Genomic DNA, 24,718 nt, shown 5'->3' with positions numbered 1-24,718 from the left:
AATAACGATGGGGTTTCAGATCAAGCAAACTTCAGTGTTCCTCAGGCGGCCACGATCGCTGCCGACGGTGAAACTGCAATGCTGTCGGCTTTCGCGGGACGCATGCCGTTCAGCAGGAATTCGATCAGCTCGCGCACGGAGCGGATTTCGCTGCCGAAAGGAAGCTTTTCCGAGCCGCGGAAGAACAGGCCGCGCTTGACGTCGCCTTTCATCGCGAAGGCAAGCTGGGTATCGATGCAGAACTGGCCGTGCTTGGCAATGCCGTCGCGCAGACCGCACTCATGCAGGCAGTCGAAACCGACCGTGCAATCCTTCGGTGCCGCCTTGCTCTGCAGCTTGGCTTCCTTCTCCAGGTAGTTCGCCAGCCAGGGAGTACGCACTGCACGCGCAGGCAGGCCGGCAACGCTCATGAAGGTGACAATATCTTCAGGCTTGGCCTCGGCCAGCACTTTCTTGAAGTTGATGTGGGCATCGCCCTCTTCGGTCACTGCAAAGGCGGTGCCGAGCTGAATCGCGCTCGCCCCCATATCCAGCAAGGCGCGCACCTGTTCGTGAGAGTTGATGCCGCCGGCGGTAATCAGGGGAATGCGCTCACGCTCGATACCAAGTTCCTTGAACAATTCCAGCGTGCCTTCCAGCACCGTGGGGAAAGCGAAATGCGGCTTGTCGACATCTTCCACCTTGGCCGCACCGAGGTGGCCTGCGGCATAGCGCGGATTTTCGATCACGATCGCATCCGGCAGGCGATTCTTGCGCATCCACTTTTTCAGGATCAGCGCAATGCCGCGCACATCCGACAGAATCGGAACCAATGCCACATCGGGGTGGTCTACGGTCAACTCGGGAAGGTCCAGCGGCAAGCCGGCGCCGACAACGACCGCATCGATGCCGCTCTCGCAGGCTTGCTTGACATAGTGCGCGTACTCCGCGACGGCGCGCATGACGTTGACCGCGACCATGCCGACACCTTGGGCAACCGCCTTGGCCGCCTTGATTTCACGATCGAGTGCAATCAGGTTGGCGCGGTCGATCAGCGCCTTGTTGCGCGACTTGCCGGTCTGTGCCATGAGGTCGGCGTGATGACGCCGCAAATCAACACTGGAAATCGTGCCTATGCCGCCGAGGCCGGCGACGGTGCCAGCCAGACGATGTGCGGAAACCCCGACACCCATACCGCCCTGTACAATTGGAAGGAGAGACTTGCCCTTGACGACAAGCGGTTTTAAAGCGGTTTTCAGCACGACGGTCCTTCCGATCTCTAAGCAACGAGCGAATGTAGCAAATGCGATGTCGAATTTGTTTGATCTCAATCAAGAATTTCAGACTTGAATTGAATTATGGCAATAAGACCCGACACCTGGCCATTTTGCCCACTCTACTCTGCGGATGGTCCCGAAATCCTTGATCCAGGTTAAGGATTTCCGCTTGCCGTGAATGTCACAATGTGATGCACTTTTTTAACGCACAAGGTTTTACATGACTACCATCTCACGCTTTCTCGGCAGCGACCACAAACGCTGTGATGATCTTTTTGCCAACGCCGAGACCAGCGTCAGCAAGGCTGAATGGGATCAGGCCGCAAACTACCTGCATGAATTCGTCGAAGCGGTTGAACACCACTTCACCATGGAAGAACAAGTGCTGTTTCCGGCGTTTGAACAAGCCACGGGCAGTACTGAAGGCCCGACGCGCGTCATGCGCATGGAGCATGAACAGCTGCGCTCCATCATGGGAATGCTGAAGGCTGCGCTGGAAAAGCGTGATGCAGATGAATTCTTTGGCTGCTCGGACACGCTGAACACCATGGTGCAGCAGCACAACATGAAGGAAGAGACGATTCTCTACCAGATGGCCGAGCGCGTACTGGGCGGGCAGCAGGAGCAGATCATCAGCGAGATGAGCGCCGTCGACGCCACGCTATGAACAAGCCGGCAGACGACATCGTCCTGGATGTTTGCGGACTCGAACCGCCGGAACCGCTGGAGCGCATTCTGGAGGCGCTGTCCGATCTCGATCCCGGCCGTCGCTTGTGTGTCATGATCGGCCGCGAGCCGTTTCCCCTCTATCGCATCCTGGAGCAGAACGGCTTTGCGCATCAAACCCGGTGCCGCGAGGATTTCATCTACGAAGTCCTGATCTGGCACCGAAACAAGAACTGATACGAAGTCAATGCAACGCGTCTTGTCGTTCGAGCAGACACCGCCTTTATCGGTGCCGCTTCGTTTCTTCCTCACCGCCCCGCTCTTTGCCGTTGCCGCCGGACTGTTGCTGTTCTGGCAAGGGCCGGAGGCGATGGTATCGCGCTGGACGCCGGCAACGCTCGCCCTCACCCATTTGCTCACGCTGGGTTTTCTCGCGATGTGCATGATCGGGGCACTGCTGCAGATTCTTCCCGTGGTCGCGGGGATCGACATTCCGCATTCGAAATTGACCGCCGGTGTGGCACATGCTTTGCTGACATCCGGCGTTCTCGCACTGGTCATCGGCTTTCTTCTATCGTCGCCCGCCTTTTTCAAACTGGCGCTGCCGCTGCTGCTTCTTGCATTCGGCTGGCTTCTCCTTGCCGGTTTGCGTGGCGTCTGGTTTGCGCCGGACGGCAAGGAAATGCTGACCGCGATTCGCCTTGCACTCGGCGCCCTTGCCATTGTCGTTGTACTCGGCATCACGGCGGCAAGCGCATTTGCCTGGCCGCTGCCGCTGCCTCTCCTGCAGATCACCGATATCCACGCCGCTTGGGGGCTGCTTGGATGGATCGGCTTGTTAATCGTCGGCATCTCCTACCAGGTCGTGCCGATGTTTCAGGTGACGCCGACTTATCCGCGCATCGTCACGCAATGGCTGGCCAAGACGGTTTTCGCGTTGATCGCGATCTGGTCCGTTGCGGAGGCGCTCGGCTTCCCGGGCAATCCATTGTCTGCCCTGCTCGCCATTCTTTTCGCCGCCTTCGCCTGCACGACGTTTTATCTGCTATGGCAACGCAAACGACCGAAACCGGACCCGACCACCTTGTTCTGGCGTGCCGGCCTCGCCAGCCTGCTCGCTGCGGCGACACTATGGCTCGCGGGAAGGGTGTTCCCGCAACTCGCCGCGACATCGGCCTATCCGCTGACGCTGGGTGTGTTGTTCATCGTCGGCTTTGCCTATTCGATCGTGAACGGCATGCTCTACAAGATCGTTCCGTTCCTGGTGTGGTACCACCTCCAGAACAAGCTCGCGGGCGGCTGCGCCAAGGCACCGAACGTCAAGCAGATCGTGCCCGACAAAGCCGCCCAAAAGCAGTTTCGCGTTCATTTGCTGGCGTTGGTATTGCTGACCGTGAGCACGCTATGGCCGCAATGGCTGTCGCAGCTTGCCGCGCTGGCCTTTGTCGCGTCTTCCGGCTGGCTCTGGTTGAACATCTGGAAAGCGGCGCGCATCTACCGCCACATGACGGCGGACCTGTCGAAGCTGCGCGATGCGGCAGCCTAGCGCCCCTCGTAGGAGCGCAGCTTTTCAATATCGAGAATCGTGATGGTGCGCCCCTCCACGCTGATCATCTGCCGGTCAGCGAGATCATGCAGGATGCGCGAGAAATGTTCCGGCGTCAGATTGAGGCGGGAGGCCAGCACCGTCTTGCTCACCTTCAGGGTGATCTGGTCGCCGTCCGCCGGCGCCTCTTCCTTCAGCAAATAACCGATCACCCGCTGCGTGCCGGAACTGAGCGAGTAGGCTTCGACATCGCAGATCAGCCCGTGCAGGCGCCGACTCAGCCCCGCCAGCATCTTGCGCGCAAACTTCGGATCGCGTTCCAGCTCATCGAACACCGCTTTCTTCGGCACGTGCAGCAGCAAGGAATCCGCGAGCGCCTGCGCCGTTACGATGTAGGGCTTTTCCATGAACATCAGCGCCTCGCCGAAACTGTATCCCGGCCCGATGATCTCGACCACCTTTTCGTTGCCGTCGACGGAATGAAATGCCAGCTTCACCTGACCGTAAATCACCGTGTGAAAGCCGAGGCAAGGATCGCCCCGGCGAAAAATGACTTCGCCGCGCGGAACGTGAATTTCACTTGCCGATTCGGCGATCTTTTCCAGCTCTTCCGGCGCGATTTCATTGAACAACGGCAACCGGGACAGAAAATCGCGGATCTTGATTTTGCTGGTGCCCATTCCGTATTAACGCACGATCAGAACAGGGATGGTCGTCGCGGCAAGCACCTTGGTGGCGACCGAGCCCATCACGAGATTCTGGAAGGCCGTGTGTCCATGCGAACCCATGACAATCATGTCGATCTTCTGCTTCTTGGCATAAGCGCGAATTTCCTCCGCCACGTTGCCGATTTTCCAGGCTGACGTATAAGGAATCTCCAGCTTGCGCAACAACTTCTCGGCCGGACCCAGTTCGGCCTGAGACTCTTCCTTGTAATAATTCTTGACCATCTCTTCACCCAGAATCGCACTGGCGCGACCCGGCGGAATGGGCTCCGTCACGTGCAAAAGATGCAACTCCGGCGTCCCCTGGAACCAATCGAGGTGCGAGGTGACATGTTTTACCGCCTTGAGCGAAAATTTCGAGCCATCAACCGCGATCAATATTTTCATTGGGATTCCCTGTGTCCGATGTGGTTAATATGCAGATTGTCGCGCACGAATGTAACAAAGGGGTATTGCGAATTGTTTGATTTGAATCAATTCGTCCAAGATTGACGCAACGCTCGCCTGCCGGTCATACAAAGAGGGTTTTCGCCTTCACCCGTCGAATCAATGGTATTTTCACAACGCCTCGCAACATCCCCATGAATCTGTCTGCATTGCCTGGAGATCGTTTTGACACAACATTCTGGCACACATCTGCATCGCATCACCATCGTCGGCGGCGGCGCCGGCGGCCTCGAGCTCGCTGTTCGCCTTGGCAAAAAACTGGGAAAGCACGGCAAGGCGCAGATCACGCTGGTCGACGCCGCCCGCACCCATTTGTGGAAACCCTTGCTGCATCAGGTAGCGGCCGGCACCCTGGACAGTCATACCGACGAACTCGAATATCTCGCGCTCGCGCGCAATTACCACTTCCAGTTTCGGCTCGGCCGCATGGACGGATTGAGCCGCACACAAAAGGAAATCTATCTGGCGCCGACGCACGACGAGGAAGGCAATGAAATCCTGCCGCGCCAATCCATCCCGTACGACACGCTGGTGCTTGCGATCGGCAGCCAGTCCAATGACTTCGGCACGCCCGGCGCGCAGGAGCATTGCATCATGCTCGACTCCCCCGAGGCCGCAGAGCGATTTCACCAGCGCCTCATCAACTCCTGCCTGCGCGCGCAAACCCGGCCGCGGACTCCCGGCCAGGGTCAATTCACCGTGACGATCATTGGCGGCGGCGCGACCGGCGTGGAGCTTTCCGCCGAACTGCACATGACGACCAAGATCATGTCGACGTACGGTCTCGCCAATTTTGATCCGGAAAAGGATTTGAGAATCGTCGTGGTAGAAGCCGCGCCGCGCTTGTTGCAGGCGCTGCCGGAACGCCTGTCGTCAGCAGTCGCGCATGAGCTGCATTCGCTGCATATCGAAATTCATACCGGCGAACGTGTAGTGGAAGTGACGAAGGACGGCGTCAGGATGGCCAACGGCACTTTCATCCCGAGCGAAATCGTGGTGTGGTGCGCGGGCATCAAGATTCCCGATTTCATGAAAGACCTCGATGGGCTGGAAGTGAACCATCTGAATCAACTGATTGTCCACCGCACCCTGCAGAGCACCCGGGATCCGTCCGTTTTTGCCATGGGCGATTGCGCGGCAATTCCCCAAGGAGACGACAAACCCGTCGTGCCCCCGCGTGCTCAATCCGCGCATCAGGAAGCAACGATGCTGGCAAAGTCCCTTGTGCGCATGTTGCAAGGAAAACCCCTGCTCGAATTCACCTATCGCGATTACGGCTCGCTGGTGTCCCTCGGCGACTACAGTGCGGTCGGCAGCCTGATGGGCGCAATCGCCAAGGGCTCGGTCTTCATCGAGGGAAATATTGCCAAGTGGATGTACTGGTGGCTGCACAAGAGCCACCAGATTGCCGTGAGCGGCTGGTTCAGGACCTGGCTGGTGACTTGGGCCGAAGCCATCAACTGGGCCCGCAACCCGCGCATCAAGCTGCATTAGCAGGCTGTTGAAAAACGTAGCGAGCGGGCCGAGACTGGGACCGAGGAGCGCACGCGTACGCCTGTACGCGGAGCACCGCAGGCTCCAGGATCGGCCCGCGCAGTAGCTTTTCAACAGCCTGTTAGAGCGGATTCCGGATCAGTGTCCGGCCACGCTATGGTCTGGCGAGCGTGACGCCGTGCCTCGCGAAAATCTGCGCCAGTTGCCCGGATGCCGCCAGGTCATTGGTTGCGGCCTGCAAGGCCTTCGCCAGCTCGACATTGTCGTTCTTCACCGCCATGCCGACCACCCAGCCCTGACGCGGCAGTCGCTGGAACGTGGCCTCGCTCAAGGCGAAGTTGGGATCTTGCCTGATTACCGATTCGATCTCGGAGCGATTGGCGAGTACCGCATCGAGCTCGCCCGCCTTCAGCTTTTCCAAAGCCTCGACGGCGGTCGGATAGATCTTCACATTGTCGCGAAACTTTCCGTCCTGTTCGCCCAGCATGACCATCGCAGAGATCGACACTTTTTCCACGCCGATCTTCTTGCCGTCGAGCGAATCGACGCCGTCGTAGGTCGGGATCTTGCGCACATCGCGCACCAGACGCACGTTCTCATGATAGTACGGCGCAAAAATCTTGACCTTCCTGGCTTCGTCCATCAGGCGCGGGTCGACCGGCACATGCATCAGCACGTCGGCGGGGCCATAGCCGAGGTAATGGCCTTTCCACACCATGTTGCGCAGGTCATCGCCGAGGCTTTCACCGGCATCGAAAGGCAGCAGGCTCAGGCGCAGCCCAAGCTTGTCCGCCAGAGCGCGTGCAAGGTCGATATCGATCCCGCTGTCCTGCGCAGAGAATGGCGCGAAGTCCTTGTAAACCGCGACCTTCAGGATGCCGTCGTGCTTCAGTTTGTCGAGATCGGCATGCGCGGAATGCAGCGGTGCATACAGCAAGAGTGCCAGCGCAAAAGGCGCCGTCAGTCTTCGAATGAATGGCATGAACATCTTTGTCTCCGTTGATCTTGTTGAACTTGCCCCAGTCGCTTATCGCGTTTCCCGGCGCGTCTCCAGATAAGCCTTGATTGCCCACATCGCTTCCTGGTTGAACACATTTTCAAATGGCGGCATGTACACGGCACCGTTGCGCACCTTGCCGCCGCGGATCGACGTCAGGAAGTATTTATCGGTGTCCTTGAAGCATGCCTGCTTCTTCGCCTCGTTCTTCAAGCCGAGGCAGTCGCGATCCAGCTTGCGCAGGTCGGGCGCAATGCCGCCGGAAACGGCCTCGATGCCGTGGCAACGTGCGCAGTTCTGCGCGAAGGCCGAGGTTCCGACCTTGACCGCTTCGTCATTGCCCCTGTAGGGATTCTCCTCGCGCCATTTTTCACCAAGCGGCGGCAAGGATTTGGTGTCGACGGCCTGCGGCGTGACGTCGCCGTGTGCATGGGCCGCAAGCGGCATCAACGATGATACGGACATCATGAGACCAACAACAAAAGTACAAGGTTTGAATTTCATGGTAGCTCCCGAATTAACAAAATGAAGGGTAAGCACCTAAACGCAATTGGTATGCCATGCGATTCACCGCGCATCGCGAAGGCTGCATCAATCCGGATTCCTGTCGCATAGAGCGAACATGCGCTGCTCAATGCTCCCCGACGAGGAGAAATCAGCAGCGCGCGGAGGCAAATCAGTTGCGCCAATATGCAACAGTGCTCCAGAACACAACGCTACGAAGCAGGATCAACGAACGGTCCGTATTGCGGACAATGCATGATAAAAAACAGATGGCAAGCCGGTGGAAAAAAAGCGAGACAGCCATATCCCGACGCACAAACGCGACAATGCGCAGGATGCGCATAACGCGTCCTGCGCATTGTCGAATGCGCGCCACCTGATCCCGGCTTTAATGCGGCAACATGCGCCAGATGATGCGCGTCCCGGAAACGGTGAGGTGGTAGAACACCGCCATGACATGCACGGCGATCAAGCCGACCAGCAGCCAGGAAAACGCCACATGCGTGTTGTTGAACACGGAATGAATGAGCGGATTGTCCCATCCCGTGCGCGGCAGCGGGTACCCGAAGAAACTGATTCCATGCCGGGTGAAACTGGAGGCGACGAAGCCGCAGAATGGCGTCAGGATCATGCATGCATACAGCAGCCGATGCGAAATCTGCGCGGCTTTTTCCTGCAAGGCAGAGCGATGCAGGCAGGCTGGCGCCGGCGCCCTGGACTTCCACCACAAACGCAGCATGACCAGCGCAAACGCAATCAATCCCAGCGACTTGTGCAAGCCGTAGTAAAACGCAACCGGCGGCGTACGTTTCGGAATATCGACCATATACCAGCCGATCCCGATCTGCACGAACAACAGGATGGCCATGACCCAGTGCATTGCCATCGCCGGCTTGCTATACGCGTCCCCGGAATTTGCTTTCATGATCGTCTCCCGCCGTGTCAGATTCTGCATCGATTACTGCACTACCACGCCCCAGGGCAATTCGCCGACCGGGATTTCCTTGATCACCTTGTTGCTCTCCGTATCCAGCACCGATACCGAATTGGATCGGCCATTCGCGACGTAGAGCTTCTTTCCGTCCGGCGTCAGCGCCATGTTCCATGGCCGCTTGCCGACCGGGATGGTGGCGATCATCTTGTTACTGACCGCATCGATCACCGACACGCTGGCATCCTTGCCGTTCGATATATAGACATGCTTGCCGTCCGGATGCACTGCCACGCCGTTGGAGAATTTTCCGGCCTTGATTTGGGTGATCAGTGTCTGGCCCGGCACATCGATCACATACACGGTGCTCGCAATTTCCGCGGCAACGTAAGCCTTGCTTCCGTCGGGCGAAAATCCGATGCCGCGCGGCCGTTCGCCGAGCTTGATCGAATTGACCTGTTCGCGCTTCGCGACATCGACGATGTCCAGCGTGTCCGCTTCTTCCGCACTCACATAGAGCCATTTGCCGTCGGGGCTGAACTCCGCATGCTCCGGGTTCTTGCCTTTCGTCTTGACACTGAATACCTGCTGATTGGTCGCCGTCGACACGAAGCTCACGCTATTGCTGATCTCGCTCGCAACCACGACCCAGTCGCCGGCGTGGGAGATGCCGACGCCCTCGGGCGATTCCTCCAGCACCACCTTGGATACCACGGCTTTCTTCGCGAGGTCGACGATCAGCAATGCATTGCTGGTCTGGTCGCTGACATAAAGAAATTTGCCATCGTGACTGACCACAAGGCCGCGTGGTTTTTTGCCCGCTGCGATCGTATCGACGACAGTGTCGGTGGCGCAGTCGATCACCGACAGCGTGCCGGATTTCTCGTTCGGTACATAGGCGAAGGGGCTGGCATGGGCGCCGAGCGCCGATGCAGACAGAACAAGGAATGCGGCAAGATGCTTTTTCATGATGTCTCCGTTATAAAATCGTGCGACCGGTCGTTGTTCAGAACATCGTGCGCAAACCGACGAACAGGCGCCGGCCGGCAGCCGGCTCGAAGAAGCGTCGGTTGCCGTCATTGACGATGATCGATCCGGCGTAGTTCTTGTCGAGCAGGTTGTCGATTCGTCCGAACAGATACATCTTCGCCTTGCCGACCCGCAAGTCGTAACCTGCGCGCAGATTGAACACGGCATAGCCGGGCGCCGCATCGCTGTTGAGGTCATCGACATAGGCGCGGCTTTCGGCGCGCATCTCCACCGCAGTGGTGACTGCCTCCAGCGGGCGATATTCAAGTTGCGCGAACAGGCTGTGCATCGGCGCACCAGGCAAGCGATTGCCGGAAGCAATCGTCGCATTCTGTCCATTGACGAACTGCTGCCTGAAGCGTGCGTCGAGCAAGGTGTAGCCAAGCTGGGCGGCAAGCTTGTCCCATGCGGCTTTCCACGACACTTCAAATCCACGACGTTCCACCTTGTCGACATTCTGGAAGATCGAGCGTCCGTTCTCGGTCGTCAAGGGAACGATTTCATCGTTGCTTTCCGCATCGAACAGCGCCATGTCGACGCTGTGCCGGCCCTGACGCAGCTTGATCCCCACTTCGCCCTGCACGCTGCGCGACGGTTTCAAGGCAAGATTCGGACCGGTTGCGCCGGGCCGATAGGCCATCTCGGTCAGCGTCGGCGTTTCAAAGCCGCGACCGATATTGCCATACACGTTCACATCGTCACTGGCATGCCACACGAGACCGAGAACCGGGCTGGTATTGCGATATTCAACGCTGCCGCTGTCGTTCGGGCTGGCGGAAGTGACGAAATGATCATCGACCGAGAAGCGTACGCGTGACGCACGTGCACCGGCGGTCGCCGTCCATTGCGGCGAAAAGGTCCAGTCCATCTGGCCGAATAGATCGAGATTGTCCGCGCTGTCGATCTCGTCGCGGCGCAAGTCCCCAACGCTGCCGTTGTTGTTGACGAAGCCACGCCGGTTCTGATCCAGCTGATCCGCCTCGACACCGAGCGTCCAGTGCAGTGGCAATCCGTTGACTTTCGTCTTGTGAGTCCAGCTCAAGCCAGCACCGTCGAACTTGTTGTCCAGATCGACGATGCCGCCCGCGGAGTTGCTTGCCGCACCGCTGAACGAGAGAGTCTGGAACGCCTGGCGCGTGCCGCCGTACACCCGCGCATTGAGCGTATCGCTGGCCGACAAGCGATGTTCCAGCAATACGCCAGCCTGATTCTGTTCGATCGACTTGCGCGTGTCGAAGGCAATCGCACCGGATATCACCTGTCGCGGATTTTGCTCGAACTGGGCATGTGTCAGACCGAGCGGATCCTGCGCGCGCGGCTGGTCGAAGCGATTGAAAATCCCCGTGATGGTGGTATCCGCGGACGGACGCGCCACCAGTTTGGCATTGACCTGGGTGCGTTCAGCCGCGCTGTGGTCGCGGTATCCATCCGTCGAATAATGCGAGACGTCGAGCAATGCGCCGACAGTCTCATTACCGCCGCCCACCGACACATCTGCCTGCCGCTGTCCATACGTGCCGGCACCAACCGCCAGGCTGGCGAACGGCGCCGCCGGCGCCATCGGCGGATCCTTGGTAAACACCTGCACCACACCGCCGGCGGCATTGCCATACAACTGCGCAACCGGGCCGCGCAAGACCTCGATGCGCTTTGCCGATGTCAGGCTGGCGATCGCCGCCTGCCCTTGCCCGTCCGGCATGGTGGCCGGGATGCCGTCGATCAGTATCCGCACCCCGCGCACGCCGAAGGTCGAACGCGTGCCGAATCCACGCACCGACACCTGCAGATCCTGCGCATAATTCTGCCGCTCGCGAATCTGAATGCCCGGTACTGCCTGCAGCAACTCCGACAAGTTCACCAGCGGCGACGAAGCATGCATGGGGTCGACGCGGACTGTGTCAACCGATGCCGCTGCGTCGAAGCGACGCTGCTCCGTTCTGCTTGCGCTCACCACAACATCTTCGAGGCGTTTGTCCTCCACCTGTTGGGCGTGAGCCGGCAGCATGAAGCCGAGAGAGATGGCGACGGCAAGCACTCCTCGCTCATGCAGTGGAAACGATGCTGACGTACGGCGAGACCGAGGAGATATTTTCATTTTCAAACTGGCCATGAAGATTGATCGGAACAGCGAAGCACTGACATACCTGTCAGCAAGTTACATGCCATTCGGATGAGACATTCATCACCTGTACGCGGCGACGACACGCGTAGCGAGCTCGCCTTTCAGGCAGTTCGACGCGAATACTGCGCGACTTTTGAAACACAAGCGGACGAAATTGAAGATCGCAAAGCATTCACTGCTCCAACTTGGAACAGTCGTGTTGAAACATGGAACAGTACAACCACGATTTCGGCTTCTTTTTGTTTGAACAAAAAAAAGGCCGATGATTCCCATCATCGGCCAACCGTCCTTAGGCGAGGGTTAGGCTGGCTGTGCATGCCAGCACCCAAGGAGGAAGAGACAATCTTTCGTTGTTCAGAGGGAGGACAACTTGAATACCCAGACCGAACCGCCTTGCTCGAGGAAGTTGACACGGCGCGCCACGTCGCCGCCCCACAGCGGCACCGCACCGCCCCAACCGGACACCACCGCAACATATTGCGTATCGCCGTCCTGCCAGGTGATCGGCGGCGCGACCACACCCGAGCCGGTCTGGAACTTCCACAACTCCTTGCCGGTCTTGGCGTCAAGCGCTTTCAGATAGCCCTCCGGCGTGCCGTAGAACACCAGGTCGCCCGCGGTCGTCATCACCCCGCCCCACAGCGGCGCATTGTTTTTCGCTTCCCACACGATCTTGCCGCTCTTCGGATCGATCGCACGCAGTGCGCCGATGTAGTCTTCATTCAGCGCCTTGATGGTGAAGCCGGCACCCAGATAAGCAGCACCTTTCTTGTAGCTGATCGGCTCGTTCCAGATCTCCATGCCCCACTCGTTGGCCGGCACGTAGAACAGCTTCGATTTCGGGCTGTATGCCATCGGCATCTGGTTCTTGCCGCCGAGGAAGGACGGCGCGGAGAATACGGACTTGCCCTTCTTGCCAGTCTCGCCCTTGGTCGGATCGCCGGGACGTCCCTCTTCGATATAGTTCGGACGGCCGGTCTTCAGATCGATGCTGCTGGCCCAGGTGATTTTCTTCACGAACGGAAACGCGTTTTGCAGCTTGCCGTTATTCGCGTCGATCACGTAGAAGAAGCCATTGCGGTCGGCCTTGCCGCCGTAGCGTTTGCCGTCCATGTCGAAGGTGACGAATTCATTGACGCCGTCGAAGTCCCAGCCGTCATGCGGCGTGGTCTGGTAATGCCACTTGATTTGCCCGGTCTCGACATCGATCGCAACGGTGGACGACGAGTACAGGTTGTCGCCCGGACGCAGGTGGCTGTTCCAGGGCGCCGGATTGCCGGTGCCGAAATAGGCCAGCCCGGTTTTGGGATCATAGGTGCCGCCCAGCCAGGTCGCTGCGCCGCCGGTTTTCCACAGTTCGCCAGGCCAGGTCTTGTTGGTGGTGCCGGATACGCCGTTGGGGATGGGATTGCCATCCTTGTCGTACTTGTAACCCATGTGGCCTTCCACCGTAGGCCGCGACCACACCAGTTGACCGGTGCGAGGATTGCGCGCTTCCACGCGTCCGACGATGCCGAACTCGCCGCCCGAGACACCCGTCAGCAGCAGGCCTTTCGCAATCAATGGCGCCGCGGTATTGGAATAGCCCGCAGCATAGTCGTCGATCTTTTCCTTCCACACGACTTCCCCGGTCTCTTGATCGAGCGCGACCAGCTGCGCGTCGAGCGTAGCGAAGATCACCAGGTTGTCGTACAGCGCTGCGCCGCGATTGATCACGTCGCAGCAAGGCATGATGTTTTCCGGCAGACGGTGTTCATACTTCCACAGCTTGGCGCCGGTCTTCACGTCCAGCGCATAGATGCGCGAATACGATGCGGTGACGAACATGCGGCCGTTGTAAATCAGCGGCTGCGATTCCTGTCCGCGCTGCTTTTCTCCGCCGAACGAGAATGACCAGGCCGGCGTCAACCGACGAACGGTTTTGGTATTGATTTGCGTGAGCGGGGAAAAGCGCTGGCCTTGCTGGCCCATGCCCCACGACAGCACGTCGCCGGTCGATTTTGTGCCGGCTTCGATCATGGCGTCGGTGACGCCAGCGGCATGCACCGCCAACGGCCCCGTCAGGGCCGCTAATACAGACAACTTGATCAGATGCGTTTTCATTCACTCCTCCTGTTATAGGTTTTCCTTCTTCAGCCAGGCAGCCATCGCACATGACGCTACCCAACCTGGCCAACAGTGCCCAGGCACGTGACTGACCAACTGGTGCGCACGCAACACGCATTGCGTATGCGAGGAACCGATGTCATTCAGTCCTGTGTCACAAATCCTTTGGTGACGCGGATGGCTAACGCAATCTGTGTGCCATCTCTTTTTTTATTGGTATATGCAGGAGGAAGGAAGGAGGAAGGCCGCGGCGCATCTGATTTCAGCTGATACAAAATTCATCACTTGTCCCAAAACGGGACAGTCCGCTTGACAGTGCGCGGCCAGCTCATGAAGCGCAGACAGCGCGATGCATCGCGCTCCGATGGAGATTCGTCAAGTACGGAGATGGGACGAACGCCGGCCTTTTGCAAGCCGGCGTCGAAAAAGGGCAAGCCCCGATTCAATGACGAGGAAGTCGCCTTCCTCATCAATTCACCGCTTACCGGCGGAAGCGGCGATGGCCTCCCGCGGCAAACTCGTCGTTAAAAATCTTTTGCTGTTCGGGTGTCAGCGCTGCATAGAAATCCTTCACGGCGACCACATGATCGGCCATGCGCTGTTCGCGATCTTTCATCAATGCAAGCATTTTTTCCATGCGCTCGGGCGCGGACAACTTGTCCATTTCAGCCCTGCTGCCCCACGCGGGTGGCGTTCCAGGCTGCATTCTCTGGGTAAAGGTCTTCCACGCCGGCTCCTGGGCCGCAGTCAGTTTGAGCTTGTCATGCAATTCAGCCTGGCGCTTGTCCATGCGCTCTTTCATGCGCTCGCTGAACTTGGCCGGATCGCCCTCGCCTCCCGGTCCCATTCCGTGGCCCCAGCCCGGCCCGCCGGCATAGGCGGCAAAAGATCCGGCACTAACAGCCAGCGCAACAAGCCCGGTCAACATTTGTTTGCGAAATTTCGTCATGATCACTCCTATGCTCATATTCATTCGATGTATGCGTGCATCCGTTTCAGCACGGTTCTCATGATGGTGGGCGGATGTATCGGGAGCTTGTCTGCCGATCGGCTTCTTGTAGCACCGCGTAGCGCCTGAGGCGCAATTTGTATCGTGTTGTATCAGCCCGACCGGGCGAAATAGAGAGATACAATTCAGTCACGCCTTGTACCGCCCGAATCGCCATAATTACGTCTATGGAACAACCTGCCCAAATCCTGATCGTGGATGACGATCGCGAAATCAGCGCCCTTCTCGCCGAGTACCTGGAGAAGAACGGCTATCGCACGCTCACGGCCGGCGACGGCAAGGCGATGTGGAAAACCCTGGACGAAGCGCGCATCGACCTGATCGTGCTCGACCTGAGCCTGCCCGGCGATGACGGACTGACCTTGTGCCGCAACCTGCGTACCCGCTCGAACATACCGATCATCATGCTCACCGCGCGCGGTGAACCTCTCGACAGGATCCTCGGCCTTGAAATGGGTGCCGACGACTATCTCCCGAAGCCCTTCGAGCCACGCGAGCTGTTCGCCCGCATTCGCAGCGTCCTGCGACGTGCACAGTCATTGCCGCATAATGCGCAAACTGCCGAAGCGCAGCAGATGCACTTCGCCGGCTGGACCATGGATTTCACCGCGCGTCACCTGATCAATCCGCAGGGCACCGTCGTCGCGCTGTCCGGAGCGGAATATCGCCTGCTCAAGGTTTTTCTCGACCATGCCAATCGCGTCCTTAGTCGCGACCAGTTGCTCAACCTGACGCAGGGGCGCGACGCCGATCCTTTCGACCGGTCAATCGACCTGCAGATCAGCCGCCTGCGCCAGAAGCTGGGAGAGGATGCGCGCTCACCGCAGATCATCAAGACCGTGCGCAATGAAGGCTATGTGCTCGCCACGGTGGTTGCCAAGGAATGAAGGCGCTCTTCCAGTCCATGACGAGCAGGGTGATCCTCATCCTGATTTCCGGCGTCGTCGTCAGCGCCCTCCTGACGCTGTTTCTCGCATTCGGCGAGAGCCAGCGGATGGCAAGGCAATTTCGCGACTTCCATGCCGTCGAACGTGTGGCGCAGTTCATCGTTTCGCTGGAGACCGTTCCAGCCGATATGCGGCCGCAGTTTCTTGCCGCGGCATCCGGCATGGGCATTCGCGCCCAAATGGCCGATCCCACCGAGGACGCCACTGAACAGCGCACCGAACTCGCCGACATGTTGAACGAACGCCTGCCGCAGGAGTATCAGGTTGCGTCCGTCACCAGCAAGCCGTCGGACTGCCCGCCTCCCGGCATGCGTCGTCGCATGCGGCGTATGCCGGACCACTGGACCGGCTGTGAGGCCTTGCTCATCACGCTGAACGACGGTGCAAGATTGCGCGTGACGATCGCACCGCCGCGCGCGCCGCTGCCGCGTCCGCGGCAAGACTACCTGACCTATGGCGTCGTGTTTCTGATCAGCGTCGGCCTGCTTGCTGCGCTCATTGCGCGCATGACCATGCGCCCGCTGAAGAAGCTGGCGCAGGCAGCCACCGAACTCGGCAACGACATCGAACGCCCTCCGCTGCCTGAACGCGGTGCATTGGAGATCCGCCAGGCCGCCGCAGCCTTCAATGCCATGCAATTGCGCATCCGGCATCACATCAAACAGCGCGCCCATATCCTGGGCGCGATCACACATGATTTGCAGACGCCTCTGACAAGACTGCGACTGCGTCTGGAAAAAGTGGAAGATGCCGAGCTGCGGGAAAAACTCATCAACGACCTGTCCGCGATGCAAAGCATGGTGCGCGAAGGATTGGATCTTGCGCGAAGCATGGATTCATCCGAAGCCCTGCAACTGCTCGACCTCGACTCCTTGATCGACAGCGTCTGCACCGATGCGGTCGATGCAGGCCAATCGGTGACGATCGACGGCAAGACGCGCGCTGCGCTGCGGGCGCGACCGCTGGCACTTCGCCGATGCCTCACCAACCTGATCGACAATGCGGTGAAATACGGCCAATACGCGCATGTCACGGCAGCCCGCGACGGCGCATTCGCCACCATACGGATCAAGGATGGCGGTCCCGGCATTCCCGAACATGAATTGGAAAAGGTGTTCGACCCGTTCTACCGACTGGAAAATTCGCGATCGCGCGACACCGGTGGCACAGGGCTCGGACTGACGATCGCGCGCAATATCGCGGAGCAGCACGGCGGTACGATTCGCCTGCAAAACCATCCGGAGGGCGGGCTTGTGGTCATCCTTTCCCTGCCCTGCCAGCACTAGTGAGCGTTGCCCGCCTTGTCCGCGCTGGTTGGGCACGCCGGATCCTTGCTCCACAGGCCCGAGCAGATGCGCACTCGGCACAATTCGCCTTCGATGAAGCCGAGGGTCTTGCAGCGTTTCACCAGCGATTCGGTGGAGTCCTCCGCCCCTCGTACGACAACTTCGCTGCTCCGATCATTCGCTCGAACGCGACCCGGCGCCACGGATACCGCCCCGCCATGCTGGGTTGAAGCGGTCTCCGCCCTTCCCGGGGAAGGCTGGGTGCTACCTGGCGCAGGCCGCGATACATGAGACAAGAGTGCCGCGATGAGTTCAACATCCTTGTCCTTGCTCTTCCCCTTTGAAGATGCGAGCTTCGTCTTGCTCTTGCTGTCGTGTTGCTTCGTTTTGACGATTTCCTTACGCTCGACTCGGCCTTTTTTCAAGGGAGCCTGAACTGATTTCGGATCCGGCACAGTTGTTTTCGGTGCGCTCGCCTCATTTTCCTGCCCAGGATTCACGGCAATTGCCGTCGCCAGAGTCGGCGCGGGCGGTTCAAGTACATCATCCACCCGCGCAAGTGCGTGTTGCGCGTCGGACAGCGCGGGCGACGATTCCGTATCGCGCATTTGCGTCGAAGCAAGTCCGGGCATCGATTCCACGGCTTTTGGGACGGGAGCCGGTTGAGAAGATTCTCCTTTCCACGCTGAAGACAAGCTTCCATTCCGCCATGCCGGGTTCACGAAAATGACCAGAACGGCGCCAATCACCAGCGCCGTGCCCAGCACCCGGCCACGATAGTCCCGCAGCTTTCCACGGCGCGGCTCAAGCGCCTCCAGAATGCTGAATTGCGCGTCGCTGCTCCCGGCAGCTCCTGCTTCATACAAGGAGGGGCGATCCAATTTATTCATATTCACAACGGTTCCGGTCAGTCGCTTATTCAATCAATGGTCGATCTTTCCTGAGGCAAATGCGCTTGCTCGCAAGCATTTGCCAAAATTGCATTTATAATAACATTTGATTTTGCTTTTTTGACAATGCTTGATTACAAAGGCTGGAGCTTGTGGGCGCAACGTATTTCTTTGTATTTCTTGGCGCAATTTACGGGGCGGCAATCGGGTTCGGCGGTTGGTATGTCGCCGGAAACGATAGAAGACGGCAGTGGCGACTGCGCTTAACGGAAATACGTGCTGCGCTTATGGGCTGGCTTGGCGCACGACATCAATCGGTCACATTTCGGCGACGACAGGTTCGTCCGCTCATCCTGAGGCATGCCGACCACGTCCGCAATCTTCTTCACCGGCACCGGCGCGCCCTTTCCCTTGCCCTAGTCATCCTTTGCGCGCCACCCATCCTTGTGCAGCTGCTCGCATCAAGCGGTGGCCTCGAAGATTATGACGATATGCCCCGCGCCAGCGCACCAGTCATTGCCGGCCTGCTCCAGGGCGAACAACTCGTTCCACCTCCGCCCCTTCCGCCGGAATTGTTTGTGACCCGTGAAATCGCCGCCGAAAGAAACGAGCTCGCCTCTGCAAATCGGGAATGGAATGCATTCGATGCCGAATTCCGCCAGCGACTGCTGACCGTCTATCAGTTGATGGCAAAGCGCGGATACCAGATGGCTCTTCTGGAAGGCTATCGCAGCCCGGAGAGGCAAACCTCCCTCGCCCGGCTCGGCCCGCATGTCACCAACGCCGGCGCGTATCAAAGCTATCACCAGTACGGACTTGCCGCCGACAGCGCGTTTTATCGGGACGGCAGGATCGTTATCTCCGAGCGCGATCCGTGGGCGATGGAGGGTTATCGCCTTTACGGACAATACGCTGAATCGGTCGGGCTTGTGTGGGGCGGGCGCTGGCAATTGATGGATTTCGGGCACGTCGAATTGCGAAAACCCAAAACCATGGCGCGCCGCTAACCGGCAAACATCCAAAGGCAAAAGAGGATGACTTTTTCACGAAACTTAAGTTATCATCTCGACAATTTTATCAAAACAGCAACTTTGCCATATGACACGACCATTCATCGTAATCGGCGACTCCACGGACCATGGCGGAACAGTCGTAGGCGGCGCCCCCACAACGGATACACATGGCAGGCGTATAGCGCGTGTGGGTGACAAAGTCACTTGTCCGAAAAAAGGCCACGGGGGCACAACGGTCATTGTTAGCGGCGACCCGACTGTCATCATCGACGGCAGCCCCGCCGCCCGTCATGGAGACAAGACAGCATGCGGCGCGGTGCTGATCGCAGCCCAGTTCCCCACTGGCAGCCAATAGCCGAAAAGGAATCTTGCCGAAGTTCAAATCGCCATTTGCTATCCAATCGCTTTCATCGATGTCATCCAAATCTTCGTCCGGCAGCGGGTCGCGCCCCGCGTTACGCGCCGCTGTCGCATCCATTGCGTTGATCGTCGCAACCTGGTGCGTCGTGCTTGGTTGGTGGCATGGCACACAACGAGTTATTACGACTGCGGATACCATCGTCTATCTCGCTGCGCTTCCGCTCCTTCTCGCGCTGACGCTGGGGACTTTTGTCTGGCGCACTTCAAGTAGGCAAGCCGCTGCCAAGGCCGATAGTTCAACGTCGGACAGACCGGATGCGGCACCGATGTCCGACACAGGATTCCCGCCGGCCGCAAATCTGCCCCTGCCCATTATCGGCACCTGGTCCGTTACCCCTCTCTCCTATAGCGGCCAAGATTTCATTGAGTCGCTCGCCGAACGACGGCGCCGCCCGGTGCCGGATGAATTCTTAACCAACGGCAACGGTTTTCCGGTGCTATCCGGCAGGGCTCGTGATCTCGACACAGCGCCCGTCGAGAAAAATCTGCGGCAAATTCGGCGTGTCGAACTGGCTGAAAACGCCCACGAAGAAACCGAGGAGGAATTGCGCGACGCCGTCGTCAGGGCACTCACCCTTCTCGACTCCGTCGTGGAACAGGCGTTGCAAGAGTGGCCGCAGGATCTGACCGATGAGAGCAGTTCAGGTGCAGCACCTGCTCCCTCAATCCCCATTTTGCGCGGCTCGGCCGGAATACGCCCACCGTCCGAGAGAGCCCTTCAACTATGCGTCACCTTGCTCGTCACGGACGACCTTTCTCCACCCGAGCATCTGCTCGCCCAGAAATTTCTTGTCTCCCGACTCGCAAGCCTGCAGCGCACCGTGCAAGACCTCACGGTGAACGTCATATCCGCCTGCGACGATGCGCGCGCCTTGGCCCTTTCCGAGGAATTTCGCCGTGCCGCGCAAGATGATGACCGTCCACGCGCGCTATTGCTGCTGGCCTGCGACTCGCTGCTTTGCGCCAACGTGGTTGAAAACCTGGAATCCAAGGGAAAGCTGTTCGAGGCGGAACGGCCGAATGGCCTGATGATCGGAGAGGCGGCGTTTGGCGTCCTGTTCGCCAATCAGTGCGCATTGACTATCACAACCGTACAGCCGCTCTGCCATTTGACGCCCGTGCAACGGGTGCGGCGCGAAGCCCCTGTCGATGCACGCGTTCGGATTTCGTACCTGCATCTCGCCAAGGCTGTGGAGGCTGCATTAAAGGCGTCCGGTATTCCAGCGAGCCAAATAGGGACGGTCGTATGTGATGCAGACCACCGGGCCAACAGAGTGTTGGAAAGCATCGAAGCTATCGCCGCCCATGCGCCCCAACTCGACGCCATTCAAAACCGCCTCGCTCCAAATGAAGCATGCGGCCATCTTGGCGCCGCTTCGGTACTCGGACTCCTTTCCGCCGGCATAAGCCAGTGCGCCGACGCCGGCCATCCGGTTCTGGTTTTCAACGTCGGCCATGACACCGATCGCGCCGCCACACTACTTCTCCCCGCAAACGGCTTCCAGGCCGAATCGGATTCACACCATCTTCAAGCCGTATAACCGATTGATTTCAATGAGCCGCATCTTCGACTTTCTCAAGGACAAGCGGGTAATTTCCGCGCTTGGTTTGCTACTCGGCCTCGCCGTCATCTATCTTGTCGCCTCGATATTTCATTTGACCGCGAAGTGGTCGATTGCCATAGCACTCGTTTTCCTGGCCGTATGGACTGGCTACCGGGTCATGCAGTGGCAGCAATCGCGGCGCGCTTCCGACGCCATGGACCGCATGTTTCAGAACCAGGCGGAAGAAGCCGTCAAGACGGCTCCGACCGGCCAGAAACAAGATGTCGAAATCCTGCGCAAGCGATTGCTCGAAGCGATCCAGACCATCAAAACATCCAAGCTCGGCCAGACCACGGGGAGCGCGGCCTTGTACGAAATGCCGTGGTACATCATTATCGGCAACCCGGCCGCTGGCAAGAGCACCGCCGTGATCAACTCGGGATTGAATTTCCCGTTCTCCGACAAGGGCGGCCAAGCCGTTCAAGGCCTCGGCGGAACGCGCAATTGCGACTGGTTCTTCACAACCGAAGGCATTCTGCTCGACACCGCCGGCCGTTATGCCGTGCACGAAGAAGATCGAAGCGAATGGTTCGGCTTCCTCGGCCTGCTCAAGAAATATCGCCCCAAGGCACCGATCAATGGCATCGTCATTGTCGCCAGCATCGCCGAACTGACGAACAATCGACCGGAAGTCACCATCAATCTCGCAAAGCAGCTGCGACAGCGCGTTCAGGAACTCACTGAGCGACTGGAGCTCTTTGCGCCGGTCTATGTGATGTTCACCAAGGTCGATTTGATCGCCGGATTCGTCGACTTTTTCGAAGATTCCGACGCTGAGGAACGCAGCCGCGTGTGGGGCGCGACCCTGCCATATGACATGGACGGCAAGTCTAACGCGGTCTTGTTATTCGACCAGCACTTCGACGCCCTCAGTGACGGCATCAAGGAACTCGGCAGCACGCGCATGTCGCTCAATCGCGGCCAGGCCATGAGCCCCGGAATTCTGACCTTCCCCATGGAGTTCATTGGCATCAAACAGCATCTTCGAACGTTCATTGCGACCCTCTTCGAAGAAAACCCGTTCCAATTCAAACCTGTCTTCCGCGGCTTCTACTTCACGAGCGCCGTACAGGAAGGCGTGGCAACCCACGCAACCGGCCAGCGCATCGTCCATCAATACGGACTTTCGATCGGTCGAAAAATGACGGCAAGCATCAGCTCCAACACGGGCTTTTTCCTCCGAAATCTATTCTCATCCGTCATCTTCGCCGACCGCAACCTGGTGCGCCAATACGCAAGCCGGAACAAACTGCTCATGCGACAGGCCGCCTTTTTCGGTGGTGTGCTCATCCTTGGCCTGCTGCTTGGAGGCTGGAGCTGGTCATTTATCACCAATCGCCAGTTGGTCACCAACGTCCAGGCCGACCTGGAGAAAGTCGTCAAGATCCAGGAAACAGGTGTCGACCTTGCTTCCCGGCTTGAAGCGCTCGAAATCATGCAAGACAGACTGGAACAACTTCAGCGCTACCGCACAAGCAAACCGCTGGCGCTTGGCTTCAGTCTGTATCAGGGCGAGCGTGTCGAACATATGCTGCGCGCAGAGTACTTCAAGGGGCTGCAACAGGTAATGCTTGCTCCGGTAGCAGCCAACCTCGAGAGCTTTCTTGGCGAGGTGAATGCCAATGCAGGCAAACTCGAATCTGCAGTCAGGCCGCCGTCGAATTCCGATACGTCCGCGACAGGGACCACGACCGACACCAGACAACCGAGAGCGGGCAGTGCCTTGTACAAAGACGTCTCACCAACCAACCCCGAGGATGCCTACAATGCGCTGAAGACTTACCTGATGCTTGCCAGTTGCGAACATATCGACGCTGGCCACCTGGAAGATCAGATCACCCGCTTCTGGCGCAACTGGCTGGAAGCGCACCGCGGCAATGCGCCGCGTGAACAAGTGATCCGCAGCGCCGAAAAGCTCATCACCTTCTATCTCGCCCAGGCGCAGGAACCGGACTTCCCGCTCATCGAAAATAAACTTGCCCTGGTTGACCAGGCGCGCGAAACCCTTCGCGTGGCCATCAAGGGAACGCCGGCGCGTGAACGCGTCTACAGCGAAATCAGGATGCGCGCCGCCACGCGCTTCCCCACTGTCACCGTCGCCGGCATCGTCGGCGATCAGAACAAGGAGATTGTCGCCGGCAGCCACGCAGTCTCCGGTGCGTTTACTCATGACGCATGGGAGCAATTCATCGAAGCAGCGATCAAGGAGGCGAGCACGAAGGAATTGCAGAGCGCGGACTGGGTGTTGAAAACGACCGCTCGCGACGACCTGTCGCTCGAAGGCAGCCCTGAGCAAATCCAGCGTGAATTGGTACGCATGTACAAAACCGAGTACATCAACGAGTGGAAAAAATTCGCGCAAGGCATCACGATTACCGATTTCGGCAGTTTCGACAAGGCGGTAGCAGGCATGAACCGGCTCGGTGACCCGATATCATCTCCGCTCAATATTCTGCTACAGACCTTGTACCGGGAAACGACCTGGGACAATCCCTCGCTCGTCAACCAGGGTCTGCAAAGTGCGCGCAATGGAATTGTCGATTGGTTCCGCGCCACCGTTCTTCGCCAGACACCCTCGCAGCTAAATGTCAACCTCGCCGCGACCAAACCAGGTGAATTCCGGATGGGCATGATCGGTCAGAATTTTGCCGCAATCGCCAATCTGGTTGTCGTGCGTGGCGAGAACAAGGACAGCTCGCTGATCAACGGCTATCTCGCCCAACTGTCCAAAGTGCGTACCCGTTTCAATCAAATCAAGAACTCGGGTGACGTCGGCCCGGCGAGCCGGTTACTGATGCAATCAACGCTGGACGGAAGCAATTCGGAACTGTCAGAAGCGCTGAAGTATGTCGACGAAAGCATGTTGACGGGCATGCCGGATGCCGAACGTTCAACCATACGTCCGCTACTGGTTCGTCCGCTGATGCAGGCCTTTGCCGCCATCGTTCAGCCAACCGAGGCAGAACTGAATCGAACCTGGGCAGCCCAAATATTCGAGCCGTTCAACAAATCACTCGGCACGAAATATCCTTTTGTTGCCGACTCGCGGGTTGAAGCGACGCCTGCCGAGATTGCCCAAGTGTTCGGGCCGGACGGCGCGATCGCCAAGTTCGTGCAGACCACCATGGGTCCCTTGGTAGTGCGGCGCGGTGATACGATGTCGGCCCGAACCTGGGCCGACATGGGCCTGCATCTCAATTCATCTTTTACCCAAAATCTCGCCCGCTTCATCGCTGCCCAGGGGGCATCCCCCTCCTCAGCTTCCGGCAACACCCAACCTCAGACCAACTTCCAGCTCCAGCCACTGCCGACCCCCGGCCTGGTCGAATACCGGATCGAGATCGACGGCCAAAGTCTGCGTTACAGAAATGGCAGGCAGGATTGGCTCAACTTCACGTGGCCCTCGGCCCTGGGCCAACCAGGCGCGAAAATCACCGCGATTACCGCCGACGGACGATCGGTCGACGTGGTTGATTTTCCCGGACAATTCGGATTGGAAAAACTCATCAATTCGGCGCAGCGGAAAAAGCTCGATAACGGCATGTTCTCCATGTCCTGGACGGGTGGTGGTACGACCGTAAGCGTCAACTTCAAGCTCATCAGCGATTCGCGGAACGGCAGCAACGGATCAGGAGCCGCCTCCGAGACAGGATTGCGGGGCCTGAAACTGCCAGCCACGGTAGCAGGCATCGAAGGCTGACATCAGATATTTGAACAGGCGAAGCA

At 58.6% G+C, this 24,718-nt stretch carries 21 protein-coding genes; 10 read left to right on the top strand and 11 right to left on the bottom strand.

Annotated elements, in window-relative coordinates:
• Positions 1–41: 41 nt before the first annotated feature.
• Positions 42–1,241, bottom strand: a complete 1,200-nt coding sequence (locus tag VJ651_RS18210) for a nitronate monooxygenase family protein (protein WP_324108801.1) — start codon at positions 1,239–1,241, stop codon at positions 42–44.
• A 235-nt stretch (positions 1,242–1,476) separates the two neighbouring features.
• On the opposite strand from VJ651_RS18210, the gene VJ651_RS18205 reads away from it, so the two are divergent.
• The 3 genes from VJ651_RS18205 to VJ651_RS18195 are packed head-to-tail and all read left to right on the top strand — an operon-like array spanning position 1,477 to position 3,468.
• The gene (locus VJ651_RS18205; protein ID WP_324108800.1) at positions 1,477–1,923 is read left to right on the top strand and encodes a hemerythrin domain-containing protein; all 447 of its coding nucleotides are present in this window, start codon (positions 1,477–1,479) and stop codon (positions 1,921–1,923) included.
• On the top strand, positions 1,920–2,159 hold the full coding sequence (locus tag VJ651_RS18200) for a DUF2249 domain-containing protein (RefSeq protein ID WP_324108799.1): 240 nt from the start codon (positions 1,920–1,922) through the stop codon (positions 2,157–2,159). The genes VJ651_RS18205 and VJ651_RS18200 overlap by 4 nt, the downstream gene beginning before the upstream one ends.
• A 10-nt stretch (positions 2,160–2,169) precedes the next feature.
• Complete coding sequence (locus tag VJ651_RS18195; protein WP_324108798.1) at positions 2,170–3,468, top strand: hypothetical protein; 1,299 nt, start codon at positions 2,170–2,172, stop codon at positions 3,466–3,468.
• Here the strand turns inward: VJ651_RS18195 and VJ651_RS18190 are convergent.
• Entirely contained in the window at positions 3,465–4,148 is a 684-nt protein-coding gene (locus VJ651_RS18190) for a Crp/Fnr family transcriptional regulator (protein WP_324108797.1), read from the bottom strand. The genes VJ651_RS18195 and VJ651_RS18190 overlap by 4 nt on opposite strands.
• A gap of 6 nt (positions 4,149–4,154) precedes the next feature.
• Entirely contained in the window at positions 4,155–4,580 is a 426-nt protein-coding gene (locus VJ651_RS18185) for a universal stress protein (RefSeq protein ID WP_324108796.1), read from the bottom strand.
• 225 nt (positions 4,581–4,805) lie between these two features.
• On the opposite strand from VJ651_RS18185, the gene VJ651_RS18180 reads away from it, so the two are divergent.
• Positions 4,806–6,134, top strand: a complete 1,329-nt coding sequence (locus VJ651_RS18180; RefSeq protein ID WP_324108795.1) for an NAD(P)/FAD-dependent oxidoreductase — start codon at positions 4,806–4,808, stop codon at positions 6,132–6,134.
• A gap of 154 nt (positions 6,135–6,288) precedes the next feature.
• Here VJ651_RS18180 and VJ651_RS18175 read toward each other — a convergent pair whose 3' ends face one another.
• From VJ651_RS18175 to VJ651_RS18145, 7 genes are all read right to left on the bottom strand, one after another.
• Positions 6,289–7,122 carry a transporter substrate-binding domain-containing protein gene (locus VJ651_RS18175; RefSeq protein ID WP_324108794.1) on the bottom strand — a complete coding sequence of 278 codons (834 nt, stop codon included), beginning with the start codon at positions 7,120–7,122 and terminating at the stop codon, positions 6,289–6,291.
• 39 nt (positions 7,123–7,161) lie between these two features.
• Positions 7,162–7,599 carry a cytochrome c-550 PedF gene (gene pedF / locus VJ651_RS18170; RefSeq protein WP_324108793.1) on the bottom strand — a complete coding sequence of 146 codons (438 nt, stop codon included), beginning with the start codon at positions 7,597–7,599 and terminating at the stop codon, positions 7,162–7,164.
• A gap of 424 nt (positions 7,600–8,023) precedes the next feature.
• Positions 8,024–8,560, bottom strand: coding sequence for a cytochrome b (locus tag VJ651_RS18165; protein ID WP_324108792.1), 537 nt, complete (start codon positions 8,558–8,560; stop codon positions 8,024–8,026).
• Positions 8,561–8,593: 33 nt separating this feature from the next.
• Complete coding sequence (locus tag VJ651_RS18160) at positions 8,594–9,535, bottom strand: beta-propeller fold lactonase family protein (protein WP_324108791.1); 942 nt, start codon at positions 9,533–9,535, stop codon at positions 8,594–8,596.
• 37 nt (positions 9,536–9,572) lie between these two features.
• On the bottom strand, positions 9,573–11,630 hold the full coding sequence (locus tag VJ651_RS18155) for a TonB-dependent receptor (protein WP_324108790.1): 2,058 nt from the start codon (positions 11,628–11,630) through the stop codon (positions 9,573–9,575).
• 441 nt (positions 11,631–12,071) lie between these two features.
• Positions 12,072–13,820 (bottom strand): PQQ-dependent methanol/ethanol family dehydrogenase, encoded by a 1,749-nt coding sequence (locus VJ651_RS18150; protein ID WP_324108789.1) that lies wholly within the window; start codon positions 13,818–13,820, stop codon positions 12,072–12,074.
• 484 nt (positions 13,821–14,304) lie between these two features.
• Positions 14,305–14,772, bottom strand: a complete 468-nt coding sequence (locus tag VJ651_RS18145) for a Spy/CpxP family protein refolding chaperone (protein ID WP_324108788.1) — start codon at positions 14,770–14,772, stop codon at positions 14,305–14,307.
• A 227-nt stretch (positions 14,773–14,999) separates the two neighbouring features.
• On the opposite strand from VJ651_RS18145, the gene VJ651_RS18140 reads away from it, so the two are divergent.
• Both VJ651_RS18140 and VJ651_RS18135 read left to right on the top strand, forming a co-directional pair.
• Entirely contained in the window at positions 15,000–15,719 is a 720-nt protein-coding gene (locus VJ651_RS18140) for a response regulator (RefSeq protein WP_324108787.1), read from the top strand.
• 17 nt (positions 15,720–15,736) lie between these two features.
• Positions 15,737–17,065, top strand: coding sequence for an ATP-binding protein (locus VJ651_RS18135; RefSeq protein ID WP_324108786.1), 1,329 nt, complete (start codon positions 15,737–15,739; stop codon positions 17,063–17,065).
• On the opposite strand, the gene VJ651_RS18130 is transcribed toward VJ651_RS18135, so the two are convergent.
• Entirely contained in the window at positions 17,062–17,988 is a 927-nt protein-coding gene (locus VJ651_RS18130; protein WP_324108785.1) for a hypothetical protein, read from the bottom strand. The two genes, VJ651_RS18135 and VJ651_RS18130, sit on opposite strands and share 4 nt — an antisense overlap.
• A gap of 119 nt (positions 17,989–18,107) precedes the next feature.
• Between VJ651_RS18130 and VJ651_RS18125 the strand changes: the two genes are divergently transcribed.
• The 4 genes from VJ651_RS18125 to tssM all read left to right on the top strand — a co-directional run bounded on the left by VJ651_RS18125 (position 18,108) and on the right by tssM (position 24,692).
• Positions 18,108–18,962 (top strand): M15 family metallopeptidase, encoded by an 855-nt coding sequence (locus VJ651_RS18125; protein ID WP_324108784.1) that lies wholly within the window; start codon positions 18,108–18,110, stop codon positions 18,960–18,962.
• 91 nt (positions 18,963–19,053) lie between these two features.
• Positions 19,054–19,323 carry a PAAR domain-containing protein gene (locus tag VJ651_RS18120; RefSeq protein WP_324108783.1) on the top strand — a complete coding sequence of 90 codons (270 nt, stop codon included), beginning with the start codon at positions 19,054–19,056 and terminating at the stop codon, positions 19,321–19,323.
• Positions 19,324–19,336: 13 nt separating this feature from the next.
• Complete coding sequence (locus tag VJ651_RS18115) at positions 19,337–20,929, top strand: hypothetical protein (protein ID WP_324108782.1); 1,593 nt, start codon at positions 19,337–19,339, stop codon at positions 20,927–20,929.
• The gene (gene tssM / locus VJ651_RS18110) at positions 20,844–24,692 is read left to right on the top strand and encodes a type VI secretion system membrane subunit TssM (protein WP_324108781.1); all 3,849 of its coding nucleotides are present in this window, start codon (positions 20,844–20,846) and stop codon (positions 24,690–24,692) included. The genes VJ651_RS18115 and tssM overlap by 86 nt, the downstream gene beginning before the upstream one ends.
• Positions 24,693–24,718: the final 26 nt, after the last annotated feature.

This window comes from Noviherbaspirillum sp., from assembly GCF_035254865.1.
Lineage (GTDB): Bacteria > Pseudomonadota > Gammaproteobacteria > Burkholderiales > Burkholderiaceae_D > Noviherbaspirillum.
Note: the sequence above shows the minus strand (reverse complement) of the source record. Positions and strands in the feature narration are given on the sequence as shown.

What these genes read in the sequence shown, in the direction of transcription:
- VJ651_RS18150 (WP_324108789.1), bottom strand. Translation starts at nt 13,820, where the DNA reads ATGAAAACGCATCTGATCAAGTTGTCTGTATTAGCGGCCCTGACGGGG.
- VJ651_RS18205 (WP_324108800.1), top strand. Translation starts at nt 1,477, where the DNA reads ATGACTACCATCTCACGCTTTCTCGGCAGCGACCACAAACGCTGTGAT.
- VJ651_RS18145 (WP_324108788.1), bottom strand. Translation starts at nt 14,772, where the DNA reads ATGACGAAATTTCGCAAACAAATGTTGACCGGGCTTGTTGCGCTGGCT.
- VJ651_RS18165 (WP_324108792.1), bottom strand. Translation starts at nt 8,560, where the DNA reads ATGAAAGCAAATTCCGGGGACGCGTATAGCAAGCCGGCGATGGCAATG.
- pedF (WP_324108793.1), bottom strand. Translation starts at nt 7,599, where the DNA reads ATGATGTCCGTATCATCGTTGATGCCGCTTGCGGCCCATGCACACGGC.
- VJ651_RS18120 (WP_324108783.1), top strand. Translation starts at nt 19,054, where the DNA reads ATGACACGACCATTCATCGTAATCGGCGACTCCACGGACCATGGCGGA.
- VJ651_RS18185 (WP_324108796.1), bottom strand. Translation starts at nt 4,580, where the DNA reads ATGAAAATATTGATCGCGGTTGATGGCTCGAAATTTTCGCTCAAGGCG.
- VJ651_RS18175 (WP_324108794.1), bottom strand. Translation starts at nt 7,122, where the DNA reads ATGTTCATGCCATTCATTCGAAGACTGACGGCGCCTTTTGCGCTGGCA.
- VJ651_RS18195 (WP_324108798.1), top strand. Translation starts at nt 2,170, where the DNA reads ATGCAACGCGTCTTGTCGTTCGAGCAGACACCGCCTTTATCGGTGCCG.
- VJ651_RS18135 (WP_324108786.1), top strand. Translation starts at nt 15,737, where the DNA reads ATGACGAGCAGGGTGATCCTCATCCTGATTTCCGGCGTCGTCGTCAGC.
- VJ651_RS18160 (WP_324108791.1), bottom strand. Translation starts at nt 9,535, where the DNA reads ATGAAAAAGCATCTTGCCGCATTCCTTGTTCTGTCTGCATCGGCGCTC.
- VJ651_RS18190 (WP_324108797.1), bottom strand. Translation starts at nt 4,148, where the DNA reads ATGGGCACCAGCAAAATCAAGATCCGCGATTTTCTGTCCCGGTTGCCG.
- tssM (WP_324108781.1), top strand. Translation starts at nt 20,844, where the DNA reads ATGACACCGATCGCGCCGCCACACTACTTCTCCCCGCAAACGGCTTCC.
- VJ651_RS18140 (WP_324108787.1), top strand. Translation starts at nt 15,000, where the DNA reads ATGGAACAACCTGCCCAAATCCTGATCGTGGATGACGATCGCGAAATC.
- VJ651_RS18200 (WP_324108799.1), top strand. Translation starts at nt 1,920, where the DNA reads ATGAACAAGCCGGCAGACGACATCGTCCTGGATGTTTGCGGACTCGAA.